Below are 22329 nucleotides of genomic sequence, written 5' to 3' on the forward strand. Positions count from 1 at the left end.
GGCAGTGACACAACATCACGCGTACCTCGCCGCCGAACCCGTGGTGGCGACCACGGCCGACAGCGCGGTGCTGTCGAACGCCTGGCTCCTGATCGCCCTGCCACTCGTGGGCGCGGCGATCCTGCTGCTGGGCGGGCGGCGCACCAACGGGTGGGGGCCGCTGCTGGCCACCGCCCTGCCGATCGGCTCCTTCGTCTGGGCGGTCCTCGCCCTGTTCGACCTCCTCGGCCGGGGCGCGGCCGAGCGGAGCGTCTCCGTCCCCGTCTACGAGTGGTTCGCGTCGGGTGACTTCTCCGCCCGGATCAACCTCCTGGTGGACCCGCTCTCGATCAGCTTCGTTCTGCTGATCACTTTCGTGGGCTCGCTCATCCACGTCTACTCCCTCGGCTACATGGCCGAGGACCCGGGCAGGCGGCGGTTCTTCGCCTACCTCAACCTGTTCGTCGCGGCCATGCTCGTGCTGGTCCTCGCGGACAACTTCGTGCTGCTCTTCCTCGGCTGGGAGGGTGTGGGCCTCGCGTCCTACCTGCTCATCGGGTTCTGGCAGTACAAGCCCACGGCGGCCACCGCCGCCAAGAAGGCGTTCCTGATCAACCGGGTCGGCGACATCGGCCTGCTCGTGGCGATCATGATCATGTTCACCGTGCTCGGCGCGGTGAGCTTCAGCGACGTCTTCGCGGCCGTCCCCGGTGCCAGCGACGGCATCCTCCTGGCCATCGGCCTCCTGCTGCTCCTGGGCGCCTGCGGCAAGTCCGCGCAGCTCCCGCTCCAGGCGTGGTTGCTGGACGCCATGGAGGGCCCGACCCCGGTGTCGGCGCTCATCCACGCCGCCACCATGGTCACCGCCGGTGTGTACCTGATCGTGCGCGCCGGACCGATCTTCGAGGGCGCCCCGGTGGCGCAGACGGTCGTCATGACGGTCGGCGCCGCCACCATGCTCGCGGGCGGCCTGATCGCCTCGGCCAAGGACGACATCAAGAAGTCCCTGGCCGGTTCCACCATGAGCCAGATCGGCATGATGGTGCTGGCCGCCGGGCTCGGCCCGGTCGGCTACGTCGCCGCCATCGCCCACCTGATCACGCACGGCTTCTTCAAGGCCGGGCTGTTCCTGGGCGCCGGTTCGGTCATGCACGGCATGAACGACGACGTCGACATGCGCAGGTACGGCGGCCTGGCGTCGAAGATGCCGATCACCTTCGCCACCTTCGGCCTCGGCTACCTCGCCATCATCGGTGTCCCGTTCCTGTCCGGCTGGTGGACCAAGGAGAGCATCATCTCCGCCGCCTTCGGCCTCGGCGGGACCGCCGGGGCGGTCTTCGGCACCGCGATCATCGTGGGCGCCGCGCTCACCGCCTTCTACATGTCGCGGATGGTCTTCATGACCTTCCTCGGCAAGAAGCGCTGGGACGACGGCGTGCACCCGCACGAGTCGCCGGTGAGCATGACCGCCCCCATGGTGGTGCTGTCGATCGGGTCGGTCGCCCTCGGCGCCTTCCTGGTCTTCGGCGACCGGTTCGCGGGCTTCCTCGCCCCGGCCATCGGCGCCGAGCCGCACCACTTCACCGTGGGCCACGCCTTCACCGCGCCCTACGGCATCGCCGCCCTGGTCGTGCTGGTCCTGGGCGTCGCCCTGGCCTGGTTCATGTACCTGCGCAAGCCCGTGGCGCGCACCGCGCCCAAGGGCAACCTCGTCACCAACACGGCCCGCAACGAGCTGTACGGCAACGAGATCAACGAGGGCCTGTTCATGCGTCCCGGCCAGGTGCTCACCAAGGCGCTGGTCGTCATCGAGGACAAGGTCATCGACGGCGCGGTCAACGGGCTCGGTGCCGGGGTCGGCGACTCCTCCACCGGACTCGGCAGGACACAGACGGGGTTCGCCCGCACCTACGCGCTCACCATGCTCATCGGCGCCGTGATCGTCGCCGCGACGCTGGTTGTGAGGTTCTAAATGATCCCCTGGCTCACTCTCGCGATCGCGCTCCCCGCGATCGGCGCGGCCGTCATCTGGGCGCTGCCGCGCGTCAAGGCCCCGGCGGCCTCGGGCGGTGCCTCGGCCTCGGTCTCGGCCAGCGCCGAGTCCGGCTCCGGCACGGCCACGGCCACCAAGGCCCGTCCCGCCACCGGCGGGACGGCCTCGGCCGAGCTCGCCAAGCGCCTGGCCCTGGGCTTCTCCGTCGCGACCCTTCTGCTGGTCGTGGTCATGGCCCTGAACTTCGACACATCGGGGGCGGGTGGCCTCCAGTTCGAGGAGGTCTACCCGTGGATCCCCTACTTCGGGGTCCACTTCGCGGTCGGCGTCGACGGCATCGCCCTCGTGCTGATCCTGATGTCCGTGGTGCTCGTGCCGCTCGTGGTGCTGGCCGCCTGGCGGGAACACGACGACCGTGACGACGGCGGGCGCGGCTACTTCGCGCTCATCCTCGCGCTCGAGGCGATGATGATCGGTGTCTTCGCCGCCACCGACGTCTTCCTGTTCTACGTGTTCTTCGAGGCCATGCTCATCCCGGTCTACTTCATGATCGGGCGCTACGGGCGCGGCGCGGACCGCGCCAAGGCCGCGATGAAGTTCCTGCTGTACAGCCTCGCCGGCGGCCTCATCATGCTGGTCGCGGTGATCGGCGTGTACGTCATCGGCGGCACCTTCCTGTGGACCGAGCTGACCGATCCGGGCGGCGCCCTCGCGGCCGTCGACCCGGCCACCGCGCGCTGGCTCTTCCTCGGGTTCTTCATCGCCTTCGCGATCAAGGCCCCGATGTGGCCCGTGCACACCTGGCTGCCCAGCGCGGCCGGGTCGTCCAGCCCCGGTACGGCCGTCCTGCTGGTGGGCGTGCTGGACAAGGTCGGCACCTACGGGATGCTCCGGTACTGCCTGGAGCTGTTCCCCGCCGCGGTGTCGTGGTTCGTGTGGCCCGTGGTGGCGCTGAGCCTGGTGAGCATCTTCTACGGTGCGATCCTCGCGATCGGCCAGAGCGACATGATGCGCCTGGTCGCCTACACCTCGGTGTCCCACTTCGGCTTCATCACCCTGGGCATCTTCGCCCTGACCCAGCAGGCCCAGGCCGGGGCCGCCCTCTACATGGTCAACCACGGGTTCGCCACCGGCGCGCTCTTCCTGATCGTGGGCTTCCTCATCGCCCGACGGGGCAGCGCCCGCATCGAGGACTTCGGGGGCGTCCAGAAGGTCGCCCCCAAACTCGCCGGGGTCTTCCTGATCGCGGGTCTGGCCGGTCTGGCACTGCCGGGCCTGGCCCCCTTCGTCAGCGAGTTCCTGGTGTTCGTCGGCGTCTACGCCTTCAGCCCGGTCCCGGCGATCGTCGCCGCGCTCGGCGTGGTCCTCGCCGCCCTCTACATCCTCTGGATGTACCAGCGCACGATGACCGGTCCCACCCCGGAGAAGCTGGCCAAGCTGCCGGACCTGTCCGGGCGTGAGACCTGGGCGGTCGCCCCGCTGATCGCCCTGATCATCGCGTTCGGCGTCTACCCGCAGCCCCTGCTCAACGTGATCAACCCCGCCGTCGAACGCACCGTGGAGGCCGAGGCCGACACCGAGGTGGCGGTCGCGGACGGCGACGCGGAAGGAGACGAGGAGTGATCCCCCTCAATCTCGCGGACGGGGCGCCCCCGGCGCTCCACGGAGTCACCGAGGCTCCGCCGGTTCTGGACTGGTGGCTGCTGGCACCGTTCCTGGTGCTCTTCGGCGCCGGTGTGCTGGGGGTGCTCCTGGAGGCCTTCTGGCCCAAGGGCTCCCGCCGCACCGCGCAGATCGTCCTGACGGCGGTCGCGCTGCTGGGCGCGTTCCTCCTGCTGGTCCTCCAGGTGGAGGCGGTCGGCGAGGGCACGACCATCGCCAACGGCGTGCTGGCCGTGGACCGCACGGTGCTGTTCTTCCAGGGCACCATCACGGTGCTGGCCCTGATCAGCCTGATGCTGATCGCCGAACGGCGGGACGGCAGGGACGCGTTCTCCGCCCAGGCCGCCACGGTTCCGGGCAGCGAGGAGGAGCGCACGCACATCCTCGCGGGCTCGCAGCACACCGAGGTCTACCCGCTGGTGCTGTTCGCGGTGCTGGGCATGCTGATGTTCCCGGCCTCGAACGACTTCCTGGTCATGTTCATCGCCCTGGAGGTCATGAGCCTCCCGCTGTACCTGCTGTGCGGGCTGGCCCGCAGGCGCCGCCTGTTCTCGCAGGAGGCCGCGGTCAAGTACTTCCTGCTCGGCGCGTTCTCCTCGGCGTTCTTCCTGTTCGGGATCGCCATGGTCTACGGCTACGCTGGTTCGGTGAACTTCGGCGTGATCCGCCAGGCCGTGGAGTCCGGCGGGGCGGAGATCTTCCAGGACGGCAACGGCGAGCCGCTGCTGCTCATGGGCGTCGGGATGGTCGCGATCGGCCTGCTGTTCAAGGTCGGCGCCGTGCCCTTCCACAACTGGAAGCCCGACGTCTACCAGGGCGCCCCGACCCCGATCACCGCGCTGATGGCCTCCTGCACGCTGGTCGCCGCCTTCGGCGCCCTGCTGCGGGTGTTCTTCGTGCCGTTCGGCACCTCGGTGGCGATCTGGGAGCCGATGCTGTGGACGGTGGCCATCCTGACGATGGTCGTCGCCGCGGTCGTGGCGGTCACCCAGCGCGACGTCAAGCGGCTGCTGGCCTACTCCTCGGTGGTGCACGCCGGGTTCATCCTCACCGCCGTGGTCGCGGGCAGCGTCGAGGGCCTCGCGGGCGCCATGTTCTACCTGGCGGCCTACGGGTTCACCACGCTGGGCGCCTTCGCCGTCGTCACCCTGGTGCGCACCAGGGACGGCGGGCAGGAGCTCGGTGACCTCGACAAGTGGGCGGGACTGGGGCGACGGTCCCCGGGTCTGGCCCTGGCGCTGTCGCTGTTCCTGCTGGCCTTCGCCGGTATCCCGCTCACCAGCGGGTTCATCGGCAAGTTCGCGGTGTTCGAGGCGGCCGTGGCGGCCGGTGCGACCCCGCTGGTCGTCGTCGGCGTGCTCAGCAGCGCCGTCACCGCGTACTTCTACGTGCGGATCATCGTTGTGATGTTCTTCCGGGATTCGGAGGGCGAGGGCCCGACGGTGGCCCGTGCCGGGATGCTCACCGGCAGCGTGATCACGGTGGGTGTGGCGGCCACCCTGGCGCTCGGGATCCTCCCGGGGGCCTTCCTGGACACCCTTCTGCCGTCCGGTGAGCCGGGTCAGGAACCGGCCGCGGTCATGGTCGACCAGGTCACGGAGGCACCCGCCGGCGAGTGACCGTCGACCCGGGTGTGGCTTTGGACCTTCATTCCGGGTCGGATACCGTGGCAAGTCGGATCATGTTCATGTGCTGAGCGTGTGGCGGTCCCCTTCCGAGGGGGCCGCCAGCACGCCCGTTCAACAGGTGGAGCCTTACGGTGAGCGGTGCTGTCCCGAGCGGTTTTCTCGCTCTGCCGAGAGTCGACCCGACCCTCGCCCGGGAGATCCAGGACGACCTGGAGAAGGTCGAGGAGCTGCTGAGGGAGTCGGTGCGGTCCAGCGACCCCATGCTGACCGAGGCCGCCTCCCACCTGCTGGCGGCCGGAGGCAAGCGCTTCCGCGCCATGCTGGTGCTGCTCGCGTCGCACTTCGGTGACCCGCGGGTCCCGGACCTCATCCCGGCGGCCGCGGTGGTCGAGCTGACCCACGTGGCCACCCTCTACCACGACGACGTCATGGACGAGGCGGAGCTGCGCCGCGGCGAGCCCAGCGCCAACCAGCGCTGGGGCAACACCATCGCCATCCTCACCGGCGACTACGTGTTCGCCAAGGCCTCGACGATGCTCGCCGACCTCGGCACCGAGGCGGTCCGGCTCCAGGCCGAGACCTTCGCGCGACTGGTCCAGGGGCAGATCCTGGAGACCTCCGGGCCGCGCGACGGAATCGACCCGCTCGACCACTACCTCAACGTCATCGACGACAAGACGGCGTCGCTGATCGCCTCCTCAGCGGAGTTCGGCGGCATGTTCGGCAAGGTCGACCCGGAGACGGTGAGCACCCTCACCCGCGCCTGCGACGCGCTGGGCATGGCCTTCCAGCTGGCCGACGACATCCTGGACGTGGCCAGCGAGAGCGCCGACTCGGGCAAGGTCCCCGGCACGGACCTGCGCGAGGGCGTGCTGACGCTGCCGATGTTCTACGCGATGCGCTCGGTGGACCCGGCCGACGAGCGGCTGAAGTCGCTGCTGGGCCGTCCGCTGGACGACACGGAGGCCGAGGAGGCCCTCGGGCTGCTGCGTCCGCACCCGGCGATGGCCGAGGCCGACGCCACGCTGCGCGGGTGGGCCGGAAGGGCCCGCGACGAACTGACGACCCTGCCCGACATCCCGGCGCGGGACGCCTTCCTGGCGCTGTGCGACTACGTGGTGGAGCGCTCCGGCTGACCCACCCGCCCCGACTCACGCGCGGGCCCCGTCCGGAACCCCGGTTCCAGGCGGGGCCCGCGTCCGTGTGTGGCCCTTCGGTAGCCGTCAGAGGACGGCAGCGGGGCGCTCGGGCGCTTCCTGGTGCTTCGCGTGCTCGGCCTCGGGTCCGCGCCCACACGCCCCCCAGGTCGCCTTGGCCGAAGGCGCCACCCTCGCGAGGAATGCGGACACACGGCCACTGCCCGGACCCGAGGACCGGCCAGCGGCACCCTCGCACTGGTGGCAGCGAGCGTCCTGGCGGTGGGATCGCCTGGGCGGACGGCGGCCACCGCTCGGTCTTCCCCGCCCATCGGAGGGAAGCGCTCCTTCCTCGACGCCAACCTGGCCAGGGGGGCACCTGCGAGCACGCCCCTGGAACCTGTGCGGCCCGTCCCGGGCTCTCCTCCAGGCCGGAAACGACGGCGGCGCCGCCCCGGTGCGTGGGGCGGCGCCGCGAAGTGGGACCGGAAGGGGTCAGCGCACGAGGGGGAGGGCCTCGGAACCCGGCAGGTCCATGAAGGTGGGGTGCTGGACCATGCCCTCGGGGGTCTCCTGCTCGGCGGTGCCGCCCTCGATGGAGATGAGGTCGCTGGTGTCCAGGTCGTTGAGCAGGTCCGTGCCCCGGCTCAGGCCGTTGACCAGGTCCTCGGCGGTGGTGGTGTCGATGCCCTCGGCGATCTGGGGCAGCTGGGCGTCGGCCAGCGGGCCCTGGAGCGAGACCGGCTCGGCGGAGCGCAGGTCCGCGGAGCCGAGGTCGGACGCACCGGTCAGCAGGGCGTCGGTCAGGTCCGTGACCCTGGGGGTCTCGAAGGCCGGGGCCTCGACGCCGGGGGTCACGGGGGAGCTCTGCGGAACCGTGGTGAGGTCGCGGCCCTCCCAGGCGCGGTTGCCCACCATGCCCAGGACCTCCTCCTCACCGAGGTTCACGTAGTTGTCGGCGGTCAGCTCGGTGGCCTCGACGACGTCCTGGATCTGGTTCGGGGTCTCCAGACCGAAGGCGGCCGCCAGGTCCCACATGTTGGGCGCGGTGAGGTCGGCGCCCTCGGACGGGACGGCGGCGCTCGTGTGGACGGGCGTGGGCTTGGGCTCGGACAGGGCACTGACCGGGTTGAGGTCGTTCAACACCAGGGCGTTGTCGCCGGTGAGGTCGGTGACGCTGCCCAGGTCGGTGACCTCGCTCAGGGAGGGCGCCTCGCTCAGCTCGGGCAGGCGGCGGTCCTCCAGGTTCGGCAGTCCGGTGGTGTCCAGCTCGGGCAGGACCAGCATCTCGTCGCGTAGGTCGGCGGCGGCCTGGACCGTGTGGGGCAGCACCTCGGAGGCGGTGGACTCCGCGGAAGCGCCCGCCCCGCGGGCGGTGTCCTCCACGACGGTCCCGGCTTCCTGGGCGGCGGACTCCACGTTCCGGCCCACCGTGTGCCCGACGGTGTCGTGCGGGTTGCCGTCCAGGCCGGTGGCGTCCTGCGCCTTGGTGACGGTCTCGGACAGCGGGGAGTCGGGCAGGATGGCGCCCAGGTCGGGGGCGGGCTTCTCAGCGTTCGCGGTCTCCTGGAGCTCGCTCAGCGCGCGGTCCGCGATCGGGGTGACGCCCTCGGGGGCCAGCACGTGCATGGTCGGGGCCACGCCCTCGACGAGGGCGCGCTCGACGACGGGCGAGAGCTCCTGCATCGGGGTGGCCAGGGCCTCGGCTCCGGCGACACCGGCGCCGAGGGCCACGAAGCCCGCGGTGCCCGTGACGAGGAGTACTGCTCGGGCGGAGAAGCGCTTGGTGTGCGTCATGGTTTTCCTTCCCTGGTGAAGCTCTGGATGAACGGGACGACCGCGACGCCGTGGACGGCGGTCGTGGGGAGCCGGGGCGGACCACCGGCTGACGTGAATCACGTGAACGAGGGCACGGGACTCAGGTCAGCTCCCAGGAAGTACGTGCTGGGAACGGTCCGGGGGCGCGTCGTGCGCCCGGGGCGGGACCGTTCGCTAGTCCGGCGAGACCGTGAGGTCGTCGGCCGGGTCGGCGGGCACGGTGTGCAGCCGGTGCGCGGCCAGGCGCACGGCGTCGGCGGCGGGCGCGGGAAGCGGCGCGGCCGTGAGGTATCCGGCGACGGAGGGCGCGGGCGCCGGTCCGTTGGCGGAGGGAGCGGGCGACCCGGTGGCGGGCTGTACGCGCTGGTGTTCCGTGGCGCGGTCGCCGTCCTCCTGCTCGGAGTCGGGCGTCGCGGTGCTCGGGGCGGTGGAGGCGTGGTGCGCGGTCAGCGAGGGGAGCACGGGCACGCCGTGTCCCTCCGACCGCTCGGCGGGTTCGGAGCCCTCGTCCTCCTCGGAGGCCCGGTCCGCGCCGGTCTCCTCGTCCTCGTCCGTGTCGGAGGAGCGGGTCGCCCGGGGCTCGGGGATCGAGGGACCCTGGCTCAGGCCACGCTCGACGGTCTCCTCGCGGGTGCGGTCGATCTCCGCGACGAACCCGCGCACCTCGGCCACGGCGGGCTCGGGCAGGCTGACGGCGGCCTCGGCGGTTTCGACCGTGCGCTTCTCCAGACGCTGGTGCACGGTACCGAGCGTGCTGGTCACCGGTTCGGTGACCTTCTCGGGCACGACCGAGCCCAGTGCCGGGGCCTCGCCCAGTCCGAGGGCCTCGCCGGTGGCGGTGGCGGAGACCGGGGCCCTCAGGGCGCCGGAGCCCAACGAGGCGGTGTCCGCCTGGGCCGGTGCGGCGCTGAGCAGCCACAGGACGGTGAGGAGGGCGCCCAACAGGAGCGGGAGGCCGATCGCGGAGGGCGCCGCCGCGCACACGGCCGAGACGGCACGGAGCGTGCCGGTTCGGCTGGTGCGAGGAATCAAGGGGACCCTCCGAGACGTGTGACCAGGTCGGGGCGGGGCAGAGCCCGACGCCCACGACCTGACGTTAGCACAGTGTCACCGAGGGTAGTTTTGAATGACCGAAACCGGGAACTCCAGGTCAGGGTCTCGATTCGGTGAGGGCCGCCTCGCGACGCGCCGCGGACCGGGCACGTGAGCTGCGTACCTGGTCGAAGGCGAACACGCACACCGCCAGCCAGACGAACACGAAGCCGCCCCACCGGCTCAGCGGCATCTCCTCGCCCTGGACCAGCCAGCCGATCACGAACATCATGGTCGGGGCGATGAACTGGAGCATGCCGATCACGCTCAGCGGCACCTTGCGCGCCGCCACCCCGAACAACAACAGGGGCAGCGCGGTCACGAACCCGCCGCCCACCAGCAGCGCGGTGTGCCCGGGCGAGACAGACAGGCTGGTGCCCGCCCCGGTGGCCTCCAGATAGACCACGAACCCCAGCGCGGGCAGGAACATCACGAGGGTCTCGACGGTCAGGCTCTGCATCCCGTCCAGGCTCACGTACTTCTTCACCGCCCCGTAGGCGGCGAACGTCGCGGCCATCAGCAGTGAGAGCCAGGGGGTGGAGCCGTAGGCGACGGTCATCACCACGACCGCGACCACACCGAGGCCCACCGCGACCCACTGGGCGGTACGCAGGCGTTCGGCGAAGAGGACCACGCCGAGGCAGACCGTCATCAGCGGGTTGATGAAGTACGCCAGCGAGGCCTGGAGGGTCTGGGCGGTGGAGACCGAGTAGATGAACCCCCACCAGTTCACGGAGATGAGCACCGCGGCCGCCCCGACCAGCAGGAGCTGCCTGGGGTTGCGCAGCACCTGGGGAAGCCAGGACCAGCCACGCCGGGCCAGCAGCAGGAAGACGCACATCGCGAGGAGCGCCCACACCATGCGGTGGGCGAGGACCTCGGCGGGTTCGGAATCGGTGAGAAAGGGCCAGTAGAGGGCCGCGAAGCCCCACAGGAGGAAGGCGGTCGCCCCGAGGGCGACACCGCGGTTGGTTTCCGACACAACCGCAATGGTAGGACGAATCCGCCCAACTGTCTCCTGTCCGTCCCAGCCTGTGGACAACCTCGCGCGCGCCCCGGGAACCCCTGGACAGGCCGGATAGCCTGGAGACATGTTCGGCAGACAGACGACCATGGTCGACCCCGCCCAGGCCCTTCCCGGCCGGGACACCGCGATGTCGGTGCCCTTCGGCCACACGGTGCTGGGCACCCGGCTCACCCCGCCCTACCCGGAGGGCAGTGAGGTCGCCGACGTGGCGATGGGCTGCTTCTGGGGTGCGGAACGCATCTTCTGGAGGCTGGGTGCGGAGCACGGGATCATCACCACCGCCGTGGGCTACGCGGGCGGCTACACGCCCAACCCCACGTACGAGGAGGTGTGCTCCGGCCTGACCGGCCACACCGAGATGGTCCGGGTGGTCTTCGACCCGTCGCGGATCACCTACACGGAGCTCCTCAAGGTGTTCTGGGAGGGCCACGACCCCACCCAGGGCATGCGCCAGGGCAACGACGTCGGCTCGCAGTACCGGTCGGCGGTCTACTACCACTCGGAGGCCCAACGCGAGGCGGCCGAGGCCACCCGCGACGCCTTCCAGCCGGTCCTGACGCGCTCGGGCTACGGCCCGATCACCACGGAGATCGCTCCGCTGAGGGCCTTCTACTTCGCCGAGGACTACCACCAGCAGTACCTGTCCGACGCGAAGAACCCCAACGGCTACTGCGGTATCGGCGGAACCGGTGCCAGCTGCCCGATCGGCGTGGCCTCCAGCGACGACTAGGGCGTGCTTTCCGGGTGCTCATCGCCGGTCGCGGCGGAGCCGCCACCGGCGATGAGCACCCGTCTTCCCTACTGTGCGCCGCCACGCGAGCTCCGCAGCGTCCCCAGCGGGGCCCGCCCGGGTCGGCTGCCCGAGCTTCGTCGGCGCGGCGGAAGGCTGCCTGGCGGTAACGCGGGGACACCGCGCCGCGGGCGTCCGTTGAGGGTGGCTGCGGGCGACGGGTGGGAGGAACGATCCACCAAGCACGACCGAGCGCGCTCCCTGGTCACGACCGGCAGGGAAGAGGGCGAGGGGGACTGGTCGGGTCCCCTCGTCCCTGGTAGGCAGGGGGCCCGTCCCCTGCTCTCGGCGGGCCCCGAGCCTCCTCGCCCCCTGGAGTCCCCATGCCCGACCGGAGGCAGGATCCCTCCGACACCCGACCCGACACCCCACTCGGAGCGGCCCGGGTTCTCCTGGACCGGAGGCGATGGCTCCTCCTGGGGCTCGCTGTGGGAACCGGGCTCGCCTCGGGGGTGCTCGCGGCGTTGGTCAACGGGCTCAACCCGGAGGACATCGGGTTCCTGGAGCTCTCCGTAGGCCCGCACGTCGTGCCTCCGGTCCTCCTCGGCTGGACGGCGGTCCGGCCCTGGCTGGCGGCCCTCTCCGGTTCGCTGACCTGTCTGGCGGCCGTCCTGGGCCACCTGGCGGCCGCGAACGACCCCAACGTGCCGGAGTACCGGGTGTGGGTGGTGGTCGGGCTCCTCCTGGGCGCCCTGTTGGGGTTCCTGGGGAGTCGGCTCCGATCCCCGTCGGCGCCCGTCCGGGCGTTGGCGGCAGGTGTTCCCCTTGGGCTGGTGGCGACCTTCCTGTGGGACGCCGTCCAGGCCTCCGAGTCGGCCGGGAGGATCGCCGTCCACCCGCTGTCGGGTCTGCTGGACGTGTCCCTGGCCGTGCTCGTGCTGGTGCTCTGCCGTGGAGGCGTCTCGGGGTGTGGCCCTGTTGTGTGCCGTCACACTCGTTCCGATCGTCAACTTCGGCGCCACTGTCCTGTTCGTGCTCCTGTGGGCCGCGAGCGGCAACCCCTGATCGAGGAGCGGACGGCGGTGATCCTCTCCCTGTTGCCGCTCCCGCGTGTGTCTGTCAGGATGCTCCGATCCACCCGTGCGCCCTTCGCGGCGTGTGGTCGGTGAACTTCTCCGTCTTCCTGTGGGCGCCCGCACGGGGCCGCTGACCACGGAAAAGGCCCGATCACTTACCCCGGGTAACGGAATCCTGACTTGCGTTTCAGGTAACGAACAGATATCGGTGAAGGTGTGCGAGTCGATGAAGCCCCCCAGAACGCCGTAGCCCCGTCTCCGCAGGGACCCGCCGCACCGGCGGTCTCCAAGACCGCGTGGATGGGTTTCGCGCGTGTGGCCGCCATGGCGGCCGTCGTGCTGGTGCACGCCTATTCGCCGTTCGTGAGCACGACCTACACCGACCTCGGGGGCCCCACCTGGTGGGCGGCGCACGTGGTGGACGCCGCGCTGCGCTGGTGCGTGCCGGTGTTCGTCATGATGAGCGGCGCGCTGCTGCTGCGTCCGCGCGATGAGGACGTCCGGGGCTTCTACCGCAAACGGTGGGCCCGCATCGGTGTGCCGCTGCTCGTGTGGACCGGCGCCTACCTGCTGTGGCAGTTCTGGCGTGACGGCCTCGGGTTCCCCGACTCCCTGGCCCAGGCGGCCTCGGGGTCGCCCTCGATCCACCTGTACTTCCTGTACGTCATCGCCGGGCTCTACGTGTTCACGCCGTTCCTGCGCACGGTGGTGGCGCACACCTCGCGCACGGGCCTGTGGTGGTTCGCCGGCGCGGCCCTTTCCATCGGTGTCGTCGACCAGGTGTCCGCCCTGGTCGACGGGGTCGGCGGGGTCACCGCCGCGACCAGGTTCCTGCCGTTCCTCGGCTACTACCTGCTGGGTTGGCTGCTGACGGACCGGGGGCCCGGGCCGCGCGACGCGCTCCACGGTTCGGTGGCCTTCGTGCTGGGCACCACCGGGACCGTCCTGGGCGCCTGGGCCGCCGCGGCGTCCGTCGGTGAGTGGGGGATCGGCGCCGAGTACGTCTACGACTTCCTTTCCCCGACCATGATCGTCGCGTCGGTCGGCGCCTTCCTGCTGCTGCGCGCCTGGGGCACCCGGCTGGCGGAGTTGGGCACCGAGCACCGGGTGAACCGGGCGATCGCCGTGCTCTCCGCCCTGAGCTTCGGCGTCTACCTCGTGCACGTCATGGTCCTGTACACGCTGAGGGACCTCGGGGGGACCCCCGACGGGCTGGTGGGACTGACCATCGCCGCTGGGTACGCCGTCGCCACCACGCTGATCAGCCTGGTACTGGTGGCCGTCGCCCAGAGGATCCCCCTCCTGCGCGCCACGGTCTAGGCGGTGCACACGGAGGTGGGAGATCCGAGCGGGGGCCGGGGCGGGCACGACGTCGGTCCGGCCCCGTCACCTCAGCGGCTCCTTCGGCCCCTCGAAGGGGACGAACTCTCGGACATGTCGATATCCCGGAGTTGGCGCCTGGACGTGATGTTCAGCTTCGGGAAGATGCGGTACAGGTGTGACGCGACCGTGCGGGGACTCAGGCTGAGGAACTCACCGATCTCACGGTTGCTCAGACCCTGTGCCGCGAGTCGTGCCACCTGGGACTCCTGCGGGCTGAGCTCCTTGACCGGGCCGACGGCGACGGTGATCGATCCGCAGGCCCGTTCTTCGGACCGGGACCGGTCACACCACGGGGTGGCCTTCAGCGCCGTGAACAGCTGCGTCGCGGACCTCAACGGTGCGCGGGCGAGCGTGCGACTGCGCTGTCGCCTGAGCCAGGTCCCGTAGTACAGGTTCACCCGAGCCAGCTGGAACGGACACTCCAGCTCCTCGTACAGCGCGATCGCCCTCTTGTAGTGCTGCTCGACGCGAGGGTCCCCGGAGGCCGCAGCCAACAGTCCCTGGGCGTGGTGGATGTCCGCTTCCATCCAACAGTCCGGGGTCGGCCCGGCGAGAGCGATGTGACTCTCCAGGACGTCCCTGGCGTCGTCGACCTCTCCCGCCGCGATCGCGGCCTCGACTGTCGCGCTGATCATGCGCAGTGCCACGTCCTGGTGTGACAGGGGGGAGTCGGATCGCACCAGTGAGGAGAAGTGGTTCCACGCTTGTACTCGTCGCCCTCTCCCCAGTTCGAGAAGGCCCAAGGCGGCTGTGCACTCTGCCGCGGTCACCCGGTCATGCTCCAGGAGGGCGCGGTTCAGAGCGTGCCCGACGTGGTGGTGGCATTCCTTGGCCGTTCCGTGGAGCGCGGAGAGCAGGGCAGCCGCCGCGTGATGGCGCGGGGCCCACCGTTCCTGACCGGTGAGTCTCGCCAGACGCAGTCCCGAGCGGCTGTGCGCGATGCCAGAGGACCACCGTCCGTCCAGCAGCGCGATGTGGGCCTGGCGCAGGCATACCTCGGGCAGCATTCCGGCGGCCCTGATGCTTCGCAGACGTTGGTGGGCGTTCTCGGTGATCCGCTGTGCCAGACGCTGGTCCCGCGCCTTGCAGGCGACGTCCGAAGCCCACATCCACCGCTGTGGGTCGGCCGAGGCCCCACCCTGTGTCAACCCGTCCAGGAGATCGGAGACCTGGTCAGCGCCTGGTGCGCGGTCGTGTGAGAGCGCCCTGGCCGCCTCCCGCACGGGTGGCGCGCACTCCAGCGTGAGGATCCTCCTCAGAGCGGAGCGGGAACCCTCGTGGTCGTTCATGCGATGGGCGGCGTGGGCGGCGCTTCTGAACGACCAGGCGGCTTCGTCGGGGTCGGTGAGACGACGGGCCGTGCCTTCGCTGGTGAGTCGGGAGTAGGCCGCTCTCGGAGTCTCCGGCTCACCCGGGTCACAGTCGGTGGCGGCGGGTACCGGGTTCACCGGTGCGCCGTTGATGGCGAAGGTGCGCCGCAGGAGCGCTGAGGACCACTCGGGCAGGCCCGCGTTGGTCGCCGCGGTGGCGGCCGCCAAGAGCCTTCGGTGGGTGTTCCCGGGGTCCGGGGTCAGGCGGGAGGAGAGTTGGAACAGCGCGGCCACCCCTGGTTCACCACCGTTGCGACGGGCCGTCTCCACGGCCTGTTCCACGCTCTGGGCCAGGACGCCGTCAGGCGAGGTGGCCACCAGGGCCCGGTGCCATGCGGAGCGTTCGCCGTCCGACCCCGCCAACTCGTCCGAGATCGCGTGGTGCGCGCGCCGACGCTCCTCGAACGAAGCCATGTCGTAGACCACTGATCGGATCACCGGGTTCTGGAAGCGAAGGGCCCCCGAGGACAGGCTCAGCCATCCGGAGTTCTCCGCTTCGCGGATTCCCTGGTGGTCGAGGCCCAGACGGGCCCCGGCGCCCATGACGACTCCGAGCCTTCCTCGTGCCTCCGCCGCCGCCAGGAGGAGCCACGCGCGTTCGGGCGCCGGAATCTCCTCGATCACGGCTCCGAAGGAGCGGCGGGTCCTGGGCCCCACCGGGATCCGATCGCTCAGAGAGGTCTCGGCCAGGCTCTCGCGCGCCCTGGGCGTCTCGGCCAACTCGGTCAGGGCGAGCGGGTTGCCCCCCGTGGCTCGGTGTGCCACCTCGTTCAGCGTGTCCGGCAGTGCCAGCCCTCGTGCGTACAGCAGGTCCTGTGTGGCGCCGCGGGACAGTCCGCCCAACCGGAGCTCAGGGTGCAGCCCCGGCACGTCCGGATGGGCCGCGGCGTCCCGGTACGTGAGAAGCACGGAGACGGGATGTCCGGACACCCTGTGCGAGAGGAGGGAGACGAGTCCGGCCGCTTCGGGGAGCAGGAGGTCGACGTCGTCCACGCACAGGACGATCGGTGCCCAGGCGAGCAGATGGGAGAGCAGGAGTTCGACGAGGCGGGCCTCCTCCCGGACGCGATCAGCTCCGAGGGTCTCCGCCAGACCGAGAGCCCCGGACGAAAGCACTTCGTGGAAGCAGTCGTGAACGGAGGGGTTCACTCTTCCGGGGAGGTCCGATTCGATCACGAAGGAGGAGCCTCGGGCCTTCACGTGGAGTGTCGTTGGCCCGCGTTTCCTTCTCGCTGATTCTCTCGCGAATTCAAGAAGTCCGCTCTTTCCCGTGCCGATGTCGCCGGTAATCGCCATCGCACCGCCGTGGCCGCGCTGGGCGTCTTCGAGGACTCGCGTGACATGTGCTTCCTCTGAAAATCGACCGATATTCACGTGTAGGGCATTCCGTCTCGGTCTTATGTTGTTTGGCTCTCGCCTCATCCGAGCTTCCCCGAGCACCCGTTCACGTAAACCCGATTGCCGGACCGGGGCGAGTGGCGGCTCTGGCCGGAAACGGCCAGGGATGTCACCAGGGCAGGTGCTGGCCCGTGGGCTGCCTGGACTCCCCGTGCCCCGGCGGTTCCCGAGGTGGATCGCCTGATTGCCTTCCGTGCTCGTGCGGTGACGCGGAGAGACTCAGTCACTTCTACTCAAGTCGTCGCGTGTTGCGCGTTGGATACTCGATCCAGGCGTCCGCAACGGGGGTTGTTCGACGAACCACGGGTTCATCGTTGCCGGGATCGGGAAAAGCCTCGGGGCACTGCTTATCGTCCGGCGGGGAATGCCGATAGGCGTCGGCGGACGATACGGGGACCGGCGGCGGATACGCGCACCGTGCTGCCCACTGAGTCCTTTTCCCGGAACGATACGGGCCCTCGTGGCCGACCAAGGATGGGATCAGAGTTGGAGTTCAGTTTACTGGGACCGGTCTCCGTCCGGTCGGACGGGCGGAACATCCTCGCCCGGAGCAGACCGCAGCTGCGAAAGGTCCTTGCGGCCCTGCTCGTGGACGCCGGGCGCCTGGTGACGGTGCAGGCGCTCATCTGGCGTGTGTGGGGGAGCGACCCTCCCGAGAATGCGAGAAGGACCCTGCACAGTCACATCAGCCGGATTCGGAGGATCGTCCGCACGTCGGCTTCGAACGATGGGGGCAACGCCCTCCTGCGGCGACACGACGGGGGCTACCTCCTGCAAGCGGACAGGGCGAGCGTCGACGCGCACTGCTTCCAGCACATGGTCAGGAGGTCCTCCCGCTGCGCTGCCGAACAGCGCGCCGATCTGCTGGAGGACGCACTCGGTCTCTGGCAGGGTGAGCCCCTGGCTGGCCTGGAAGGAGACTGGGTCGAGCACCGGCGCGAACGCTACCAACGCATGTACGTGGACGCCAGCGTCTCCTGGGCGAAGAGCCTGGTCCAGTCCGGGCGGCCGCACGCGGCCGTCGACACGCTCACCGGTCTGGCCGAGCAGAACCCCTTGGCGGAACCCGTCGTAGCGGCCCTCATGCACTCCCTGTATGCGTCCGGGTACACGGCGGACGCCCTGGCGAGGTTTCACCGGCTGCGCGAGGACCTGGTCGACGAGCTGGGTACTGATCCGGGCCACGAGATCCAGGATCTGCACACCGCCATTCTCGCGGGTGATCTCCGGCAGGTCTCGGACCCTGGCCAGCGTCACGGAGAGAGTTCGCCGACATGTCTCAACCTGCCAGCAACTGGTGTGTCGCGAGTTCTCGATAGAGCGGACTGGACGTGAGAAGCTCCTCGTGGCTTCCCACAGCCACGACGGCTCCCCTGTCGAGCACCACGATCTGGTCCGCATCCGTCACGGTGGACAATCGGTGTGCCACGACCAGGAGGGTCCGCCGACGTGCCACGTCGTCCATGACCTCGCGCAGGGCCGCTTCGCTGCGGGCGTCCAGGTTGCTGGTGGGCTCGTCCAACAGCAGGACCGGCGGGGCGTCGAGCAGGGTACGGGCGATCGCGAGCCGCTGACGCTCCCCGCCGGACAACAGGACACCGTCCTGTCCGACAGGGGTGTCCAATCCCTGGGGTGACCGGTGCACGACCCCGGTCAGGTCAACCCGATCCAGCACCTCCAACAGCCTCTCGTCCCCCGCCTCCGGAGCGGCGAGGAGGAGGTTGTCCCTGATGGACCCGGAAAGCACGGGTGCCTCCTGCTGGACGTAGCCGAGCCCCGAGCGCAGGTCGTCGCGCGCTCGCGCTCGTACGTCGGTGCCGTCGACGCGCACCGATCCGGAAGTGGGGTCGTAGAAGCGTTCGATCAGTGCCAGAAGGGTGGACTTGCCCGCGCCGGAGGGGCCGACCACGGCCGTGCGGGAGCCCGGTGCCACGACGAAGCTCACATCGCGTAGAACGGGGTCGCGGTCGTAACCGAACGTGACGCGGTCGAAGGCGATCGAGGGAGGCGGGGAATCGAGGCGGCTGCGGGGCTGGGGAGGGGGCGTGGCGCGGTGGGCGTCGTCCGTCTCCTCCAACGGGAGCCCCAGCACGTCCTCGACACGCTGGAGCGCCCCCATGCCCGCCTGCAACTGAACGTAGGCGTTGAACACCTGACCCAGCGGCATCATCATGAAGAAGAGGAAGAGCGTGAAGGAGATCAGTTCTCCCACGGTCATCGCGCCCTCGGCCACCCGAGTGCCCCCCACGGCCAGGATCAACAGGAAAGTTCCCTGGACGGTGACGTTGGACGCCGGGGCCACGATCGCACGCCAGAACGCCACGCGCAGCCCCGCCCTGTAGACCTCTTCGGCCCGATGTCCGATCCTGCGTGTCTCGTCGGCTTCCGCACGGAGGGCCCGCACCGTCCGCACCCCGGTCAGCGCACGCTCGACGGCGGTCGCGAGTCGGCCCAGGCGCTGCTGTGTCCTTTCGGTGAGGGGGCGGAGCCGCCTCGCCCCCAGGACGGTCACGGTGAGCCCGGTTCCGAGACAGGCGAACGTGACGGTGAACAGGAACCCGTCGGTCATGCTCATCGCGACCCCGGCGCCGACGATGATGACCGAAGCGGACAGGAGTTCCACGAAGCCCGCACCGATGATCGAGCGCACCACGATGGTGTCGGTCGTGACCCGGGAGAGCATGTCCGCCGAACTGCGCTGGTCGTAGTCGCGTACCGGCAGTCGCAGCATGTGGTTGGTCAGCCGCTGGCGCAGCCGTAGGACGAAGTGCTCGGAGAGGCGTTCCAGAAAGTACCCGCGGACCGCCGTGAGTGCGGCCACGAGCGCCACCATGACGACCAGCGCGACGACGGACGCCCCCACCGGTCCCTCTCCGCTGACGGTGTCGAGCACGTTCCGAACCAGCACCGGCTGGGCGAGGGTCGCCCCCGAGACCAGCAGTGAGAGAGCGGCGACACCGAGCAGTGCGACTCTGTGATGCCGTAGGTGGCGACCCATGGTCCGTAGGTTCACCCTGGTCGATCGAGTCATTGCAGGTTCCCGCCTTCTCACTGGTGCGCGCGAAACCGTCTCCCGCGCCCTCAGGGCGCGGGAGACGGGGAGGCGTTCGCGAGGCGAGGGATCAGTGGATCCTCACCGCGTCCCGAGCGTCACGTGGCCTCCTGGTCTCAGCAGGTGATGCTGGCCCAGCTGCTGCCACACAGAACCGTGGTGTAATCGCTGGCCATAGTGCCGTCAGAGGCCTGCTCGCCACCCATGCCCTGAAGGTTGAGAACGAATTCCGACATCTTTCACCTCTTTGTAATCGTGTGTTCCTTGGCGGTCGCCAAGTCTGTGACCGTTCCTCTCCCCCAGGAACTGGGGGAGAGGAACGGAAGCACCTCGTCCGTGCGCCCGGCCAGGAGGTTGGCCAGACGCAGGACTCCCGCTGACCCCGTGGCCACGTCATGGGAGGCACGAAGGTTCTGCTCGCCCGGAAACGTGATGCCGTGCTCGTCGGCCATGGCGTGCAGGCCCAGGGCGGCGACGCCCTCGTCCAACTGAGTGCCGGAGCCGAACCGCTCCCGTCTGTGGGCCAGGTGGTGGAGGGTGTACACGAGTCCGGCCCGGCCGTTGAACAGGCCCGAACCGACGCAGAACTCCGTGGCGATCGCCGTGGTGAGCCGCGGCAGCGCGTCCGACAGTCGGTCGTCCGGGCGATGCCTCAGGACCGCGTCGCAGACCAGGGCTATGCCCGCGCTGCCGGTCGCCAGGTACGGCAGGAGCCTTCCACCGTTACGGAGCCGCAACGGCTCCCCGGGGGCCCCGACGCACATGTCGAGGTCCAGATGCAGCGCCTCGACCGCGGCGTCCAGGCACGCCTCCTCCCCGGTGACCTCGTACACCCGGGTCAGGAACAGGGCCGGACCGGACCATCCGTAGAGCAGGCCTCCGTAGAAGCTCGCGGCCGAGTTGTTCGGTGCGGGCGACCCGGTCCCGGGAACGGCCCTCGTCCCGGTGTCGGTGGTGAAGACGCGGGAGCTCACCGCACGTGCCACGGCGTGCGCCGCGCGTTCGGCGTAGGCCGCGTACTCGGCGTCGCTCGTGTGCCGGTACAGATCCAGCGCGGTGAGCCCGACCCCCGACAGGCCGTCGAACAGTTTGATGCCGCTGACCGACGTGTCCAGACAGGTGGAGAAGACGTTCCGCGCGGCCTCGGTGTCCCCGCCACGGTGGAGAACGTGGGCGATTCCCGCGCGGCCGTCGTACAGACCGACCGAGTCACGGTGGTCCAGGCGAGTACGTTCGACGAGCCAGTCGGTGTGTTCCGGGAGCGCCTTCTCCCCAGCCGTCCGAAGAGTGTCCAGCACTCCTGCGGCCCCGAAGGCGAACCCGTGACCGCCGTGGTCGAACTGGGAGATGTCACCGGGGAACAACCGATCGGAGCGCTCGGGTGAGGACGAGGCCCGGATGGAGCGCACCAACGCCTGGGTGAACCTGCTCCAGTCGTCCCGTGCGCCCCTGGGGAGGTCCGCGCCGTCGGGCGCACGTAGTCCCGATGGGGCGACCCCGGTGTCGACGAGGGGCTCCATGCGCCGGAAGTCGTCCCGTGACACACCGAAGCGTCGGACGGCCTCGTCCATGTAGGCAGCGGCCTTCTCCGGGCACAGGGAGAGGACGCTGTTCATGGGAAAGAGGAGGAAGAGCTGTACGGCCGCGAGCGAGAACAGGTCCCCGGCCACTCCGAGTGTGTCCCGGGGCGGTGTGAACCCCGGAGCGCCGAGAGTGCGTGGGACGTCCTCGGCCACGGGGAGGGACAGTTCGAAATCGATGACGGAGACGCGCAGGTCGTCGTCCACGAGGATGTTGCCCGCGTGCAGGTCCCGGAACAGGTATCCGCGTTCGTGTATGTCCCCGAGGATGCGTCTGACCTGCGTCATGATGCGCTGGACCGAATCCAAGTAGTCGACGGACTCCGGGCCCCGCGGGTCGGCCGTGGTGAACGGGTAGTGGAGGGCGAGCCAGGAGTTCAACGGGATCCCCGGCATCTGCTCCATTGCGAGGAAGGAGTGGCCACCGAACTCGTGCTGCCCCTCCACCTGCGGCACGCCGCTGATCCCCTCCAGAGCGTCCAGCGCCCTGGCCTCGGCCGACAGCCGTGTGGGGGCGTCCCTGCCGGCTCGGTCCAGCCCTGCGTGCGGCCGCCCCTCCTTCAGGATGAGGGGGCGCCCGTCCGTGCGTCGGCGAACCCTGTACACGCCCCCGCCATTGGAGAAGTGGATCGGGTTCTCGACTTCGTAGGGGAACCGCTCGGCACCCTCACCGCTGACACGGCGTTCGGCCGACACGGAGAGGAAGTCCGGGACGTCGACCCATTCCGGTACCAGGAAGCGCGGTTCACGGTGGTCGGGCACGAGGTGGCCCTCGGGATGCCTGATCGCGGGGGCCCTCGTGCCCTCGGCGGTGTGCGTGAACATGGGAGTGAAGCCCCCGTACCGCACGTAGAGAGGGCCCTCGTTCCAGCGCAGGTCGCTGAGGATGTAGGGCCCCTCAAGCCCTCCGAGCTCCGCGTCGAGGTCGCCCAGGGTGCGGTGGAGCTGGTCGGCATCCCCGGGGTAGATGGTGATGAACTTTCCGCTTGACGCCCTCGGCGCGTACTTCGTGTTGCTTGTGAGGAGGACGGCGGGTGTGGAGAGGTACTTGTGTGGGAGGGAGCGAGCGGTGCAGTAGGCCGAGGTCACGCGAAGCACCTCACGGGCGTTGCCCAGTGTGGCCGAGACGTGGATCTTCCAGCCCTGTTCCGGGAGTTCCTCCTGAGGGGGGCGCAGATAGGTCCACTGCCCCCGAGTCCGGCTTCGCCACCCGGGCGCCGGTTCGACCACGGTGGCGTACCCCTCTTGGGACGAATCCTCCGCTGCCTGCTGGGGAGAGTCGTAGTACCGAGGGTTCGCGACGCAGTAAGCCAGGTACCTGATGTCCAACGTTCCCCACCGATCGCTCGCACATCCTTCTGTTCCCGTTCCACGAGCATGGGGCGTGGATGTGCTTCGCATTGTT

General features: G+C 69.9%; 14 protein-coding genes. 8 read left to right on the forward strand and 6 right to left on the reverse strand.

Features of this window, described 5'->3' with window-relative positions; genetic code table 11:
• Positions 1–4: 4 nt before the first annotated feature.
• From nuoL to KBX21_RS03435, 4 genes are all read left to right on the forward strand, one after another.
• Positions 5–1951, forward strand: a complete 1947-nt coding sequence (nuoL, locus tag KBX21_RS03420; protein WP_049574961.1) for an NADH-quinone oxidoreductase subunit L — start codon at positions 5–7, stop codon at positions 1949–1951.
• Positions 1952–3595: an NADH-quinone oxidoreductase subunit M gene (locus KBX21_RS03425; RefSeq protein ID WP_210840960.1), complete on the forward strand. Its 1644-nt coding sequence runs from the start codon at positions 1952–1954 to the stop codon at positions 3593–3595.
• On the forward strand, positions 3592–5253 hold the full coding sequence (gene nuoN / locus KBX21_RS03430; RefSeq protein WP_049574954.1) for an NADH-quinone oxidoreductase subunit NuoN: 1662 nt from the start codon (positions 3592–3594) through the stop codon (positions 5251–5253). The genes KBX21_RS03425 and nuoN overlap by 4 nt, the downstream gene beginning before the upstream one ends.
• Before the next feature lie 140 nt (positions 5254–5393).
• Complete coding sequence (locus tag KBX21_RS03435; RefSeq protein WP_049574949.1) at positions 5394–6398, forward strand: polyprenyl synthetase family protein; 1005 nt, start codon at positions 5394–5396, stop codon at positions 6396–6398.
• Positions 6399–6893: 495 nt separating this feature from the next.
• Here KBX21_RS03435 and KBX21_RS03440 read toward each other — a convergent pair whose 3' ends face one another.
• The 3 genes from KBX21_RS03440 to rarD all read right to left on the reverse strand — a co-directional run bounded on the left by KBX21_RS03440 (position 6894) and on the right by rarD (position 10290).
• Complete coding sequence (locus KBX21_RS03440; protein ID WP_210840961.1) at positions 6894–8195, reverse strand: hypothetical protein; 1302 nt, start codon at positions 8193–8195, stop codon at positions 6894–6896.
• Positions 8196–8390: 195 nt separating this feature from the next.
• The gene (locus tag KBX21_RS03445) at positions 8391–9248 is read right to left on the reverse strand and encodes a hypothetical protein (RefSeq protein WP_210840962.1); all 858 of its coding nucleotides are present in this window, start codon (positions 9246–9248) and stop codon (positions 8391–8393) included.
• Positions 9249–9366: 118 nt separating this feature from the next.
• Positions 9367–10290, reverse strand: coding sequence for an EamA family transporter RarD (rarD, locus tag KBX21_RS03450; protein ID WP_049574937.1), 924 nt, complete (start codon positions 10288–10290; stop codon positions 9367–9369).
• A gap of 109 nt (positions 10291–10399) precedes the next feature.
• Between rarD and msrA the strand changes: the two genes are divergently transcribed.
• The 3 genes from msrA to KBX21_RS03465 all read left to right on the forward strand — a co-directional run bounded on the left by msrA (position 10400) and on the right by KBX21_RS03465 (position 13461).
• Positions 10400–11065 carry a peptide-methionine (S)-S-oxide reductase MsrA gene (msrA, locus tag KBX21_RS03455; RefSeq protein ID WP_156208108.1) on the forward strand — a complete coding sequence of 222 codons (666 nt, stop codon included), beginning with the start codon at positions 10400–10402 and terminating at the stop codon, positions 11063–11065.
• A gap of 383 nt (positions 11066–11448) precedes the next feature.
• Positions 11449–12234, forward strand: coding sequence for a DUF6518 family protein (locus KBX21_RS03460; RefSeq protein WP_210840963.1), 786 nt, complete (start codon positions 11449–11451; stop codon positions 12232–12234).
• A gap of 207 nt (positions 12235–12441) precedes the next feature.
• Positions 12442–13461 (forward strand): acyltransferase, encoded by a 1020-nt coding sequence (locus KBX21_RS03465; RefSeq protein ID WP_210840964.1) that lies wholly within the window; start codon positions 12442–12444, stop codon positions 13459–13461.
• Between the two features lie 71 nt (positions 13462–13532).
• Here the strand turns inward: KBX21_RS03465 and KBX21_RS27060 are convergent, their stop codons facing one another.
• Positions 13533–16316: a BREX system ATP-binding domain-containing protein gene (locus KBX21_RS27060; protein WP_374225694.1), complete on the reverse strand. Its 2784-nt coding sequence runs from the start codon at positions 16314–16316 to the stop codon at positions 13533–13535.
• A gap of 462 nt (positions 16317–16778) precedes the next feature.
• Between KBX21_RS27060 and KBX21_RS03475 the strand changes: the two genes are divergently transcribed.
• Entirely contained in the window at positions 16779–17627 is an 849-nt protein-coding gene (locus tag KBX21_RS03475) for a BTAD domain-containing putative transcriptional regulator (RefSeq protein WP_210840966.1), read from the forward strand.
• Here the strand turns inward: KBX21_RS03475 and KBX21_RS03480 are convergent.
• The gene (locus KBX21_RS03480; RefSeq protein ID WP_210840967.1) at positions 17572–19323 is read right to left on the reverse strand and encodes an ABC transporter ATP-binding protein; all 1752 of its coding nucleotides are present in this window, start codon (positions 19321–19323) and stop codon (positions 17572–17574) included. The genes KBX21_RS03475 and KBX21_RS03480 overlap by 56 nt on opposite strands.
• Positions 19324–19583: 260 nt before the next feature.
• Complete coding sequence (lanKC, locus tag KBX21_RS03485; protein WP_247665134.1) at positions 19584–22325, reverse strand: class III lanthionine synthetase LanKC; 2742 nt, start codon at positions 22323–22325, stop codon at positions 19584–19586.
• Between the last annotated feature and the right edge of the window lie 4 nt (positions 22326–22329).

This window comes from Nocardiopsis sp. B62 (assembly GCF_018070675.1).
GTDB classification, from domain to species: domain Bacteria; phylum Actinomycetota; class Actinomycetes; order Streptosporangiales; family Streptosporangiaceae; genus Nocardiopsis; species Nocardiopsis prasina.

What these genes read in the sequence shown, in the direction of transcription:
- KBX21_RS03465 (WP_210840964.1), top strand. Translation starts at nt 12,442, where the DNA reads ATGGGTTTCGCGCGTGTGGCCGCCATGGCGGCCGTCGTGCTGGTGCAC.
- KBX21_RS27060 (WP_374225694.1), bottom strand. Translation starts at nt 16,316, where the DNA reads ATGAGGCGAGAGCCAAACAACATAAGACCGAGACGGAATGCCCTACAC.
- KBX21_RS03440 (WP_210840961.1), bottom strand. Translation starts at nt 8,195, where the DNA reads ATGACGCACACCAAGCGCTTCTCCGCCCGAGCAGTACTCCTCGTCACG.
- lanKC (WP_247665134.1), bottom strand. Translation starts at nt 22,325, where the DNA reads ATGCGAAGCACATCCACGCCCCATGCTCGTGGAACGGGAACAGAAGGA.
- KBX21_RS03480 (WP_210840967.1), bottom strand. Translation starts at nt 19,323, where the DNA reads ATGACTCGATCGACCAGGGTGAACCTACGGACCATGGGTCGCCACCTA.
- KBX21_RS03425 (WP_210840960.1), top strand. Translation starts at nt 1,952, where the DNA reads ATGATCCCCTGGCTCACTCTCGCGATCGCGCTCCCCGCGATCGGCGCG.
- msrA (WP_156208108.1), top strand. Translation starts at nt 10,400, where the DNA reads ATGTTCGGCAGACAGACGACCATGGTCGACCCCGCCCAGGCCCTTCCC.
- KBX21_RS03460 (WP_210840963.1), top strand. Translation starts at nt 11,449, where the DNA reads ATGCCCGACCGGAGGCAGGATCCCTCCGACACCCGACCCGACACCCCA.